Below are 12,123 nucleotides of genomic sequence, written 5' to 3' on the forward strand. Positions count from 1 at the left end.
CCGGCGGCGCATAGTTGCGCTGACTGATTAAATGTTTTCGGGAGAGCAGTTTGAGCGCGGAGAACATACATCCGATGGCATCCGGACATGTGCCGTCCTATATCGTGGCCGCCGACGGCAGTGATTTCCTGCTGGGTTTCATGGCGGTCTTTACCATTGGCCTGATCCTGCTGATCGGCGTTGGCTATTTCACCCTGCATGCCCTGCCGGAGCGCATGGCCCACAAAAGCAACCATTCCCAGTTCCAGCTGGTGGGGATTCTGGCGCTGCTGGCGCTCTTTACTCATAACAACGTGTTCTGGGTGGCTGCGGTTCTGGTGGCGGGGTTCCAGCTTCCCGATCTGGCCGCACCGCTGCGCGCCATCGCCGATGCAATCCGCGCGCGCGGCACCGATTCCGAGAGGCAGGACGATGCATCGCCTGAGACGGTTGCCGAACCGCATTCCCATCCTGCCGCTGCGACAGAGGGGCACTGACCCATGCTCGAAACGATACTCTGCGCGCTTGTCACGCTTTTGCCGGACTATCTGTTCCGCCGCTATGTTCAGGGCAAGCGCATTGGGCATGAGCTAACCCTGTTCTCGGTCTGGTATGAATTGCGCTGGGGGCTTACCAGTTGTGCGATGCTGACCCTGACGGTCATCACCACGCTCTTCTACTTTCATCCTGCGACCAACGCGGTAACCTCGTATTTCCGCACGGTGACGATCCTGCCCCAGGTCGGCGGGCGCGTCGAAGAGATCTATGTGACCAACAACCAGGTAATCGAAGCGGGCCAGCCGATTCTACGCCTTGAGGGCCTCTCGCAAAGGGCGGCAGTCGAGGCGGCCAATGCCGGCATCGCCCAGATCGAGGCGGCGCGCAAACTGGCGGTAACCGATCTGGCCATGGCCGATGCTGGCATTGCCCAGGCACGGGCGGCGCTGACCCAGGCGCAAGAGGATCTGGCCCGCAACCAGACGCTCAAGGATCAGGGGTCGAGCGCCGTGCGCCTGACCGAAATCGAGCGGCTGGACAATCTGGTGAGCGAGCGTGAGGCGCTGTTGCAGGCGGCCGAGGCCGGCAAGGCGGCAGCGCAGCAGCAGATCGACGTTCTGATCCCGGCACAGATGGCCAGCGCCCAGGCGCAGCTTGAACTGGCTGAGGCCGAACTGGGAAAGACCCTGATCGTCGCAGGGGTAGCTGGCCGTATCGAACAGTTCGGGCTTGAGGTCGGTGACTATGTCAGCCCGCTGCTGCGCCCTGCGGGTCTTCTGGTGCCGTCGGATTCGGGCCGGGGCCGGTTCCAGGCCGGGTTCAATCAGATGGCGGCACAAGTGATCAAACCGGGCATGGTCGGCGAGATCGGTTGCATGACCAAGCCCTTTACCATCGTTCCCATGGTGGTAGTGGCGGTGCAGGACGTGATCCCCTCGGGACAGATCCACCCCAGCGACGTGCTGCGCGACCCGGCCAAGAACCTGACGCCCGGCAGCGTGACCGTCTATTTGGAGCCGCTCTACGAAGGCGGGGCCGATCTGCTGCCACCGGGCAGCGCCTGCCTTGCCAACGTGTACACCAACAACCATGACCGTCTGGAGCATGACCCTGACCTGGGTGGCTTCGAACGCGCCTTTTTGCATGTGGTGGACACAATCGGCGTGGTGCATGCCGCAGGCCTGCGGCTGCGGGTACTGCTGATGCCGATGCAAACCCTGGTTTTCTCGGGGGGCCACTAAAGCATCACGGTGATCAGGCGAAAGGGGCCGTTTCCGGCCCCTTTCCTATTCGGCGGCGATCACGGACTGATCGGTGATCACCATGCTGCACGCGCGACAGGCGGTTTCGCCGGTCTGATCGAACCAGCGGCAACTGGCGCGGATCGGGCAGAGCGGCAGGCTATTGGCCAGAGGCACACGGGCCGCTTCCAGATGCTCCAGCACATGGTCGATCACCCCGCAGCGGCTGCCGGTCCATTGCGCACAGCCCGAGGTCGCGCAGGGGGAGGAAAAGCGCATGCGCGCCTCGGGCTTGCCATGGGCAGAGGCGGTTTCGACGAAATCGGCGTCGATGGTCACGGAACTGCGCAGATGGCGCACATGCCCGTCCGACCCCTTGACGCCCAAGAGCTGGTTGCCCGGCGCGCAGCGCGCGCTCGGGCAGGTTCTGTCGGGGCTGGACATCGGCCTCACCCCAGGCGGGCGAGCATGTTGCCCATCTGCTTTTCCCGCTCCAGCAACGGGTCGAGTTCGGGGTGCAGGATGATTCCGTACCAGTCGCGGGGGAACTTCGTCACCCAGGGCTTCTCGAACCCGGTGCGGGCGATATGGCCAAGGACCAGCTTCTGGATTTCGCCCTGAAGCTCCATCTCGGTGGTCTTGTCCATTTCCAGATTGCCGGTATCGACAACAAAACGTGCCATGTCAGTCTCCTTTATGAAAATGCCACCCCTGAAAATACGTATGGGGCAGGGACAGGGTACACGCTGAACGGGTCGCACCCTATGCGGGAAAACCGAACCATCATATACGCATCGGCACGTTTTTGCCGATCGGAGCCGGGTGGAACGGCCAAGAAAATTCGACGAATTTTCTTGGCCCGGCGGTGCAAGCCGCAAAGAAAAAGGCCCCGCCGGGGCGGGGCCTTTGGTCCGGTCATCAGACCGGGGATCAGTTCGGGATGTCGCCTTCGATGCCTTCGACGTAGAAGTTCATGCCCGCCAGCGTGCCGTCATCTGCGGTTTCGCCTTCGGCCAGCCAGTCCGACCCGTCCTGCTTCTTCAGCGGGCCGGTGAATGCGTGATAAGAGCCGTTGGCAAGCGCGTCCTTCAGCGCCAGCGCCTCGGCCTTCACATCGGCCGGAACCGCGTCCGAGATCTCGCCGATGCCCACCATGCCGGCACCGATGCCGTCCCAGGTGCTTACGCTGGTCCAGGTGCCATCCATCACCGCCTTGGTGCGGGCGATGTAATAGGGCGCCCAGTTGTCGATGATCGAGCTGACGCGCGGCATCGGGGCATATTCGCTCATGTCCGAGGCCTGGCCAAAGGTGATCACGTTGCCGGCGGCCTGCGCGGCGGCCTGCGGCGCGGTCGAGTCGGTGTGCTGCAGGATCACGTCCGCACCCTGTTCGATCAGCACCTTGGCAGCATCGGCCTCTTTCGCCGGATCGAACCAGGTATAGGCCCAGACGATCTTGAACTGCACGTCCGGGTTCACCTTGCGGGCGTGGATGAAGGCCGAGTTGATGCCGCGGATCACTTCGGGGATCGGGTAGGAGCCGATATAACCCACGATGTTCGACTTGGTCATGCGCCCGGCGATGGTGCCTTGCACGGCGCGGCCTTCATAGAAACGGGCCGAATAGACCGACACGTTCTCGGCCTGCTTATAGCCGGTGGCATGCTCGAACTTCACCTTCGGGAACTTCTTGGCCACGTTGATCGTGGGGTCCATGTAACCGAACGAGGTGGTAAAGATCAGATCGGCGCCTTCGAGCGCCATCTGGGTCATCACCCGCTCGGCATCGGGGCCTTCGGGCACGCTTTCGACGAACACGGTTTCGACCTTGTCGCCAAATTCCGCCTCGACGGCCTGGCGGCCCTTGTCGTGCTCATAGGTCCAGCCGCCGTCGCCGACCGGGCCGACATAGACAAAACCGACCTTGGTCTTGTCCTCCGCCATGGCGCCGGTCGCCAGACCCAGCACCATTGCGGCACTTGCGAGAAGTGAGGTGAATTTCATGTAGTGACTCCCCTTTATGGTTCGTTTGCAGTTTCGTTGTGGTTGGCCCCTCGTCAATGAGAGGCGTGGAAGCTGCGTCCAAGTGCGGCAGGCGCACCGCTCTTGTCCGCGGAAAGGATCACAAGCACAAGGATCGTGATGAGATAGGGCGACATTGCCAGATACTCGACCGGGATGGCAACGCCCGCCGCCTGAAGGTTCAGCTGGACCACGGTGACGCCGCCAAAAAGATAGGCCCCCAGCAAAGCGCGCCAGGGTTTCCAGCTGGCAAACACCACCAGCGCCAGCGCGATCCAGCCGACACCGGCGGTCATGCCTTCGGTCCACTGGGGCACCCGGATCAGGCTGATATAGGCGCCGCCCAGCCCCGCGCAGGCGCCGCCGAACAGGATCGCCAGAACGCGGATGCGGATCACCTTGTAGCCCAGCGCATGGGCGGCATCGTGGTTTTCGCCCACCGCGCGCAGGATCAGGCCCGCGCGGCTGTATTTCAGAACCCACCAGACCGCGCCGGTCAGCAGGATGCCCAGATAGAGGATCGGGTCATGGCTGAACAGGATCGGCCCCACCACCGGCAGATCGCTGAGCACTGGCAGGTCGAGCCGCCCCATCGCGGGCGGTTTGATGCCGACATAAGACTGGCCCATAAGCGCGCTCAGCCCCAGGCCGAACAGCGTCAGCGCCAGACCGCTGGCGACCTGGTTGGCCAGCGCCACCTGGGTCATCAGCACAAAGAGCAGCGACAGGATGGCCCCCCCGATGGCGGCGGCGATGAAGCCCAGCCAGGGCGAGCCGGTCTCGACCGAGATGGCAAAGCCGCAGATGGCGCCGGTGATCATCATGCCCTCGACACCGAGGTTCAGGACACCGGCCTTTTCCACCACCAGCTCGCCAATGGCGGCCAGCAAGAGAGGGGTTGCCGCGACCATGAGAGAGGCCACCAGCAGGACGGGATTGATTGCAGACAGGTCCATGGTTCACGCCACCTCTTTGCGGGCCGCACGGATGCGGTAGTTGGTCAACAGATCCAGCGCCAGCAGGAAGAACAAGAGCATCCCCTGGAACACCTGGATCGCGGCGGCAGGCAGACCCAGACTGCCCTGTGCGATCTCGCCACCGATATAGGTCAGCGCCATCAGCCCCCCGGCCAGCAGGATGCCCACGGGATGCAACCGGCCCAGAAAGGCCACGATGATTGCGGTAAAGCCATAGCCCACGTTGAAATCGATACTGATCTGGCCCGACGGGCCCGAGACCTCGAACAGCCCCGCCAGCCCGGCCAGCGCGCCGGACATGCCCAGGCAGAACAGGATCAGCCGGGCAGGTTTCACGCCCGCGAACCGCGCCGCGCGCGGGGCCTCGCCGGTCAGGCGGATGTGAAAGCCGGTCATGTGCCGGTTCAACAGAACATAGGCAAAGATAACCGCGACAAAGGCGGCCACCACGCCCCAATGCATCCCCGATCCCTCGATCAGTTCGGCGTTATGAGCGCTGGCATAGGATTGCAGGTTGCGCGAGCCGGGAAAGCCGAAGCCTTCGGGGTTCTTCAGAAGGCCCAGCGACATCGAGGCCAGGAATTGCTCGGCCACATAAACCAGCATCAGCGAGACCAGGATCTCGTTGGTGCCGAACCGGACCTTGAGAAAGGCCGGGATCATTGCCCAGACCCAGCCACCGAAAGCGCCCGCAAGGACCATCAGGGGAAAGATATAGAAGGCCTCCATCGGGTAGAAGGCCAGCCCGACACCGGCGCCCACGATCGCGCCCATGATATACTGCCCCTCGGCGCCGATGTTCCAGATACCCGCACGAAAGCCCAGCGAAAGGCCGATGGCGATCAGCACCAGAGGGGCACCCTTCACCAGCAGTTGCGGACGGTAATAAAACGCATACTCGCCGAAAAGCGGCTCCCAAAAGATGGTGCCGATCGCTTCGACCGGGTTCTTGCCCAGTACCGCAAACAGCAGCCCGCCGCAGATCATTGTCGCCAGCACCGCCACCAGCGGCGTTGCCATCGACCAAGAGCGCGAAGGCTGCGGACGTTTCTCCAGCACGATCATGCGCGCGTCTCCCTGTTTTTCTTGGTGTTGGGGGCGAGGTCAGACATGCGCCACCTCCATCCCGTGGGCACCGCCCATCATCAGGCCGATCTCGTCCACGGTCAGACCGACAGTGGTGCGCGGCGCGCTCAGCCGCCCCTCGTTCAGCGCCGCAAACGTGTCCGAGATCTCCATCAGTTCGTCCAGGTCCTGGCTGATGCAGACCACCGCCGTGCCCTTGGCCGCCAGATCCAAGAGCGCCTGCCGGATCGCGGCGGCCGCCGATGCATCCACACCCCATGTGGGCTGGTTCACCACCAGCACGTCAGGGTTCTGCAACACCTCGCGCCCGATGACGAATTTTTGCAGGTTGCCGCCCGACAGCGAGCGCGCCGCGTTTTCCGGCCCCGGCGTGCGCACGTCGAATTCCTTGATGATCCGCTCGGCGAATGCCTGCGTTTCGGCCCATTTCAGAAACCCGTTGTTTTCCAGCCCTTCGCGCACCGATCCGGTGAGCAGCGCGTTTTCCGTCAGGCTCATGTTCGGCGCCGCCGCATGGCCCAGCCGCTCCTCGGGTGCCGTCAGCAGACCCAGCCGCCGCCGCGCCACCGGACCCAGCCGGCCCACCGGCTGGCCATCCTTCTTGACCGCGTCCGCCGCCGTCAGGATCTCGCCCGACAGAACCGCCAAGAGCTCGTCCTGCCCGTTGCCCGCAACCCCGCCGATGCCCAGAACCTCGCCCTTGCGCACCGTCATATGGACGTTCTTCAGCGAGGTACCGAATTCGCTGGGCGAGGGCACCGACAGGCCCGAGATATCCAGCGCGATCTCGCCGAATTCGCGGCCCGACCGCTCCGGCGTCTTCAGCGCCGTGCCCACCATCATTTCGGCCATGTCGCGGGCCGAGGTCTCGCGCGGGGTGCATTCGCCCACGTTCTTGCCCAGCCGCAGGATGGTCGCGTGGTCGCAAAGCGTGCGGATTTCCTCCAGCTTGTGGCTGATATAGAGGATCGAGGTGCCCTCGGAGCGCAGCTTTTGCAGCGTCTGGAACAGGATCTCCACCTCCTGCGGCGTCAGCACGCTGGTCGGCTCGTCCATGATCAGCAGCTTGGGGTCCTGGAGCAGACAGCGGATGATCTCGACCCGCTGCCGCTCGCCCGCGCTCAGGTCACCCACCGTGCGGAACGGATCCAGCGGCAGGCCATAGGTCTCGCTCACTGCGCGGATGCGCGCGGCCAGATCGCCCATCGCGGGCGGGTTCTCCATCCCCAGCGCGATGTTCTCGGCCACGTTCAACGCGTCGAACAGCGAGAAATGCTGGAACACCATGGCAATCCCGTCAGCGCGCGCCGCGCGCGGCTCGGGCGGGGCATAAGGCGCGCCGCGCAGGGTCATGCTGCCGCTGTCGGGCTTGACCAGCCCATAGATCATCTTGACCAGCGTGGACTTGCCCGCGCCGTTCTCGCCCAAGAGGGCATGCACCTCGCCTTCTCCAATGTCGAAACTGACATTGTCGTTGGCGACAACGCCGGGATAGGCCTTGGTCAGGCCCTTGATGCTCAGAAGTGGTGTGCTCACGCGCTGAGCTCCTTCCTTGTGATGCCGCTTTGCTCCGGACGCAACAGCCGGGCGGCAACGCCGATGGCGATGCATGCGGGATGTTTGCCCAGGGCGGGATCGCCGATGGGACAAGTGATACGGTCGATCTGTTGCGGCGTGTGGCCAAGCGCGGCCAGCCGCGACCGGAATCGTGCCCATTTGGTAGCCGAGCCGATCAGCCCGGCAAAGGTAAAATCATGTCGCAGCAACCGGTTGCAGAGTTCCAGGTCCAGTTCATGGGAATAGGTCAGGACCAGATGTTCGGCCTCTTTCGGCGCATAGGGAACCAGATCGGCGGGCCGCGTCGCGGGGAGACGGGTAACCCCGCCGGGTATCGTTTCGGGAAACCGTTCGGGCGCGGTATCGACCCAGGTGATGGCGAAGTCGGGCAACGGGGACAGCGCATTCACCAGCGCCCGGCCAACATGGCCGGCACCCCAGACCCACAGTTGCCGGGAGGGGCGCAGAACCGGCTCGACCATCCAGTCGCCTACCAGCTGCGCCTCGGGCAGCACACCCTGTCCGCGCGCCCGCGCGAGCAGGCGTTTGACCGTGAGAGGCGCGCCGGAAACCTGCAAGGTTTCCGGTCCGTTTTCCGTGCCGGAAAACGGCAGCGCGGGCCGCGCGACCACCGTGCCATCGACCGTGTCAATCCGCGCCGCGTCCCAGCTCTCCGTCAACAGCGTCACCGCCCCGCCACAGCATTGGCCCAGCTCCGGCCCCAGCGCATGCCAGCTCAGCCCAAGCCGCCCGGCGCGCGCCGCCTCTGCCGCCTGAAACTCCAAGGCTCCGCCACCGATCGTGCCCGACTGGCCGTCTTGCCAGACCAGCATCGCCGCACCCATCTCGCGCGGGGACGATCCCCTGATCGCCGCGATCACCACCCGGGTCACTCGCCCATGTGCGGCCACCGCTGCGCGCAACCCCTCCAGATCAAACGCCATCGCCAAGCCTCCGGATGCCTTTCCAGACCTCCTCCGCCGTCGCAGGCGCGTTTAGCGCTGGATAGGCATCGCCACAGGAGGCAACCGCATCCGACAAGGCCAGCCAGGCCGAGATGCCCAGCATAAAAGGCGGCTCGCCCACCGCCTTCGACCGATAGATCGTGTCCTCTCGGTTTTGCCCGTCCCACAGCGCCACGTTGAACACTTCGGGCCGGTCAGAACAGGCCGGGATCTTGTAGGTCGAGGGCGCATGCGTCCTGAGCCGACCCTTGTCGTCCCAGACCAGCTCTTCGGTGGTCAGCCAGCCCGCGCCTTGCACATAGCCGCCCTCGACCTGGCCGATATCCAGATCGGGGTTCAGCGAGGCCCCCGCATCATGCAGGATGTCCGCGCGCAGGATGCGGTATTCGCCGGTCAGCGTGTCCACCGCCACCTCGGTCACCGAGGCGCCATAGGCAAAATAGTAGAACGGCCGCCCACGTCCCTGGATCCGGTCCCATTCGATCTTGGGCGTCTTGTAGAACCCGGTGGCCGACAGGCTGATCCGCCCCTGATAGGCCAGCGCCGCCGCCTCGGCGAAACTGTACCGCGCCTCGCCCACCTCGACCTGCCCATTCCCGAACCGGACCGAGGCGACCTCCGCCTGATGCCGCTCGGCCAGATAGGCCGCCATCCGGTCGCGGATGGTGTCACAGGCGGCCTTCACCGCCATGCCGTTCAGGTCAGACCCCGACGAGGCCGCCGTGGCCGAGGTATTGGGCACCTTGGCGGTATCGGTGGCGGTGATCTTCACCATCTCCAGCGGAATGCCGAACCGGCTTGCCGCCACCTGCGCCACTTTCTGGAACAGGCCCTGGCCCATCTCGGTGCCGCCATGGTTCAGATGCACGGACCCGTCCTGATAGACATGCACCAGCGCACCCGCCTGGTTCAGATGGGTGAGGGTAAAGGAAATCCCGAACTTCACCGGCGAAAAGGCGATGCCCCGCTTGACGATCGGGTTGGCCGCGTTCCACGCCGCCACCGCCGCCTTGCGCGCGGCGTAATCCGACGACGCCAGCAGCGCCTCGGTCATCCCGTGCAGTTCGAAATCCTCGACCACCTGCCCATAGGGTGTGGTATTCTCCTTCATTCCGCCGGAAATACTCCGGGGGGTGTGGGGGGCAGGGCCCCCCACCGGTGCCGCATAGTAATTCCGCTGCCTCAACTCGACCGGGTCGATCCCCAGCACATGCGCGGCATGGTCCATCACCCGCTCGATCCCGACCATCCCCTGCGGTCCGCCAAAGCCGCGATAGGCGGTGGCGGATTGGGTATTGGTCTTCAGCCGGTGGCTCTCGATCCGCGCATTGGGCAGCAGATAGGCATTGTCCGCATGCAGCATCGCCCGGTCCGCGACCGGCAGCGACAGATCCTGCGCCCAGCCGCAGATCGCGTGATGCAGGAAGGAGACACCCAGAATGCGCCCCTCGGTGTCGAACCCGGCACGATAGGCGATGCGGAATGCGTGGCGCTTGCCGGTGATCACCATGTCGTCGTCGCGGTCATAGCGCATCTTGCAGGCACGCCCGGTGGCGCGCGCCGCCACGGCGCAGGCCACCGCCAGCGCGTTGCCCTGGCTCTCCTTACCGCCAAAGCCGCCGCCCATGCGGCGGGTCTCGACCCGGACGGCGTGCATCGGCACGCCCAAAGCCTCGGCCACCTTGTGCTGGATCTCGGTCGGGTGCTGGGTGGAGCTGTGCACCAGCATGTCGCCGCCCTCGCCGGGCAGGGCCAGCGCGGCCTGACCTTCGAGATAGAAATGCTCCTGCCCGCCCAGCTCGAACGTGCCTTCGATCACATGGGCCGCCCCGGCAATCGCCGCCTCGGCATCGCCCTTTTCATAGATGCGCGGCCCGTCCTCGAACCGGCTGTCGGCCGCCAGCGCCTGTTCGATGGTCAGGATCGCGGGTTCCTCGGCATAGTCGATCCGCGCCCGCCGTACCGCCTTGCGCGCGGCCAGGTGGCTGGTCGCCACCACCACGAAGATCGGCTGGCCCACGTAGTGGACGGTACCGTCCGACAACAGCGGCTCGTCATGGGCCGAGGGCGAGACATCATTGGCAAAGGGCAGGTCATCGGCCACCATCACCCGGACCACGCCGGGGGCGCGCTTCACCTCTTCGAGGTTCATCGCGGTGATCCGCCCCTTGGCGATGGTGCTCAGGCCAAAGGCCAGATGCAGCGTGTCGCGCGGGGTGGGGATATCATCGACATAGCGGGCGGTGCCGGCCACATGCAGCGGTGCCGCGTCATGCGGCAGGGGTTTGGCGACGCTCATGCCCGTACCTCCAGCACATTGGCCAACTGGCCCTGATCCTCGGCGAAATAGCGGCGCAGCATCGCCTTGGCGGTCTCCATCCGGTAGCGGGCCGAGGCGCGCATGTCCGACATCGGGGTGAAATCGGCCTCGAACTCTGGCAGGGCCGCGTTAACAACCTGTTGCGTCCAGGGCTGGCCGATCAGCGCCGCCTCGACCGCGCGGGCGCGTTTCGGGATACCCGCCATACCGCCAAAGGCGATGCGGGCGGCGGTGACGCTGCCGTCCTCGACGGTGATGTTGAAACAGCCGCAGACGGCCGAGATATCCTGATCGAAACGCTTCGAAAGCTTGTAGCATTTCAGCCGGTCGGGCTGGCGCGGGAAACTCACCGCCTCGACAAACTCGCCCGGCGCGCGGTCCTGCTTGCCGTAGTCGAGGAAGAACGCCTCGAGCGGCAGGTCGCGGCGGGTGTCGCCCCGGCGCAGATGCAGGGTCGCCCCCAGCGCGATCAGCGCGGGCGGGTTGTCACCGATGGGCGAGCCATTGGCTATATTGCCGCCAACGGTGGCGGCGTTGCGCACCTGCACGCTGGCATAGCGGCGGATCATTTCGCCATAGGACGGGTGCAGGGGGGCGATAGCGTCGCGCATCCGGTTCATGTCGACCATGGCGCCCAGGCGCAGATGGGTATCGGTGATCTCGATTCCTTTCAGATCGGCGCAGCCAGAAAGGAAAATGACCTTGGGCAACTCGCGCAACTGCTTGGTGACCCAGAGGCCCACATCGGTCGCCCCGGCGACCAGCGTGGCGTCGGGATGGGCTTCGTAGAGGGCCGCGAGCTCATCGCTTGAGGTGGGGGAGGAGGGGGGCTCTGCCCCCCGCGCCATTGCCTCTTGGGCAACTGGCGCATTGGAAGAGGGGGGCTCTGCCCCCCGACCTGCGGTCTCCCCCCGGAGTATTTCCGGCGAAATGAAGGCGCGATCGGTGTCGAGCCAATCAGGCTTGGGCGCCTCCTCGATGGCGCGGGCGGCGCGGATGATCGGGGCATAGCCGGTGCAGCGGCAGAGATTGCCTGCCAACTGGGTGTCGTGATCGGTGGCGCCCTCGGCATGGCCCGCAACCATCGACATCACGAAGCCCGGCGTGCAGAAACCGCACTGGCTGCCGTGATGGGTGACCATGGCCTGTTGCACAGGATGGCTGCCGCCCAGCCCCTCGACCGTGCGCACCGCCTTGCCGTGAAGCTGCGGCAAGAACAGGATGCAGGCGTTCAGGGCGCGGGTGCCATCGGCATCGCTGACGGCCACGGTGCAGGCGCCGCAATCGCCCTCGTTGCAGCCTTCCTTGGTGCCGGTCAATCCGCGTGCCTCGCGCAGCCAATCAAGCAGTGTCGCCGTGGGGTCGACCCCTGCCAGCGTGACTGTCTCTCCATTCAGAAGAAACGAGATGTCCATCCTGTGAAACCGGTCGCGTTACCCTGTTGGCCCATGGCTGCCCACCTTCGATGCGACGTAGAA

11 protein-coding genes are annotated in these 12,123 nt (G+C 65.0%); 2 read left to right on the plus strand and 9 right to left on the minus strand.

Annotated elements, in window-relative coordinates; all coding sequences use genetic code 11:
• The first annotated feature begins 74 nt into the window (after nt 1–74).
• Together MB818_RS17710 and MB818_RS17715 are read left to right on the plus strand one after the other, a co-directional pair.
• Nucleotides 75–476, plus strand: a complete 402-nt coding sequence (locus MB818_RS17710) for a hypothetical protein (protein ID WP_234216000.1) — start codon at nt 75–77, stop codon at nt 474–476.
• A gap of 3 nt (nt 477–479) precedes the next feature.
• Nucleotides 480–1,718, plus strand: a complete 1,239-nt coding sequence (locus MB818_RS17715) for an HlyD family secretion protein (protein WP_234142875.1) — start codon at nt 480–482, stop codon at nt 1,716–1,718.
• Between the two features lie 45 nt (nt 1,719–1,763).
• Here the strand turns inward: MB818_RS17715 and MB818_RS17720 are convergent, their stop codons facing one another.
• From MB818_RS17720 to xdhA, 9 genes are all read right to left on the minus strand, one after another.
• The gene (locus MB818_RS17720) at nt 1,764–2,162 is read right to left on the minus strand and encodes a hypothetical protein (RefSeq protein ID WP_234215999.1); all 399 of its coding nucleotides are present in this window, start codon (nt 2,160–2,162) and stop codon (nt 1,764–1,766) included.
• Nucleotides 2,163–2,167: 5 nt separating this feature from the next.
• Nucleotides 2,168–2,401: a hypothetical protein gene (locus tag MB818_RS17725; RefSeq protein ID WP_234137495.1), complete on the minus strand. Its 234-nt coding sequence runs from the start codon at nt 2,399–2,401 to the stop codon at nt 2,168–2,170.
• 247 nt (nt 2,402–2,648) lie between these two features.
• Nucleotides 2,649–3,722, minus strand: coding sequence for a BMP family ABC transporter substrate-binding protein (locus MB818_RS17730; protein ID WP_234142876.1), 1,074 nt, complete (start codon nt 3,720–3,722; stop codon nt 2,649–2,651).
• A 53-nt stretch (nt 3,723–3,775) separates the two neighbouring features.
• On the minus strand, nt 3,776–4,696 hold the full coding sequence (locus tag MB818_RS17735) for an ABC transporter permease (protein ID WP_234137497.1): 921 nt from the start codon (nt 4,694–4,696) through the stop codon (nt 3,776–3,778).
• 3 nt (nt 4,697–4,699) lie between these two features.
• Nucleotides 4,700–5,782 carry an ABC transporter permease gene (locus tag MB818_RS17740; RefSeq protein WP_238905900.1) on the minus strand — a complete coding sequence of 361 codons (1,083 nt, stop codon included), beginning with the start codon at nt 5,780–5,782 and terminating at the stop codon, nt 4,700–4,702.
• Between the two features lie 39 nt (nt 5,783–5,821).
• Complete coding sequence (locus tag MB818_RS17745; RefSeq protein ID WP_234137499.1) at nt 5,822–7,339, minus strand: ABC transporter ATP-binding protein; 1,518 nt, start codon at nt 7,337–7,339, stop codon at nt 5,822–5,824.
• Nucleotides 7,336–8,304, minus strand: coding sequence for a xanthine dehydrogenase accessory protein XdhC (gene xdhC, locus MB818_RS17750; RefSeq protein WP_238905902.1), 969 nt, complete (start codon nt 8,302–8,304; stop codon nt 7,336–7,338). The genes MB818_RS17745 and xdhC overlap by 4 nt, the downstream gene beginning before the upstream one ends.
• Entirely contained in the window at nt 8,294–10,624 is a 2,331-nt protein-coding gene (gene xdhB, locus MB818_RS17755; RefSeq protein WP_238905904.1) for a xanthine dehydrogenase molybdopterin binding subunit, read from the minus strand. The genes xdhC and xdhB overlap by 11 nt, the downstream gene beginning before the upstream one ends.
• The gene (xdhA, locus tag MB818_RS17760; RefSeq protein WP_234137502.1) at nt 10,621–12,060 is read right to left on the minus strand and encodes a xanthine dehydrogenase small subunit; all 1,440 of its coding nucleotides are present in this window, start codon (nt 12,058–12,060) and stop codon (nt 10,621–10,623) included. Before xdhA ends, xdhB begins: the two co-directional genes overlap by 4 nt.
• Nucleotides 12,061–12,123 lie beyond the last annotated feature (63 nt).

Origin of the sequence: Ruegeria alba (genome assembly GCF_022321465.1) — a bacterium.
In the GTDB taxonomy this organism is placed as follows: domain Bacteria; phylum Pseudomonadota; class Alphaproteobacteria; order Rhodobacterales; family Rhodobacteraceae; genus Ruegeria_B; species Ruegeria_B alba.

Bases quoted from the DNA above. Each gene is read 5' to 3' on its own strand.
- MB818_RS17710 (WP_234216000.1), top strand. From the start codon at position 75: ATGGCATCCGGACATGTGCCGTCCTATATCGTGGCCGCCGACGGCAGT.
- MB818_RS17715 (WP_234142875.1), top strand. From the start codon at position 480: ATGCTCGAAACGATACTCTGCGCGCTTGTCACGCTTTTGCCGGACTAT.
- MB818_RS17720 (WP_234215999.1), bottom strand. From the start codon at position 2,162: ATGTCCAGCCCCGACAGAACCTGCCCGAGCGCGCGCTGCGCGCCGGGC.
- MB818_RS17725 (WP_234137495.1), bottom strand. From the start codon at position 2,401: ATGGCACGTTTTGTTGTCGATACCGGCAATCTGGAAATGGACAAGACC.
- MB818_RS17730 (WP_234142876.1), bottom strand. From the start codon at position 3,722: ATGAAATTCACCTCACTTCTCGCAAGTGCCGCAATGGTGCTGGGTCTG.
- MB818_RS17735 (WP_234137497.1), bottom strand. From the start codon at position 4,696: ATGGACCTGTCTGCAATCAATCCCGTCCTGCTGGTGGCCTCTCTCATG.
- MB818_RS17740 (WP_238905900.1), bottom strand. From the start codon at position 5,782: ATGATCGTGCTGGAGAAACGTCCGCAGCCTTCGCGCTCTTGGTCGATG.
- xdhC (WP_238905902.1), bottom strand. From the start codon at position 8,304: ATGGCGTTTGATCTGGAGGGGTTGCGCGCAGCGGTGGCCGCACATGGG.
- xdhB (WP_238905904.1), bottom strand. From the start codon at position 10,624: ATGAGCGTCGCCAAACCCCTGCCGCATGACGCGGCACCGCTGCATGTG.
- xdhA (WP_234137502.1), bottom strand. From the start codon at position 12,060: ATGGACATCTCGTTTCTTCTGAATGGAGAGACAGTCACGCTGGCAGGG.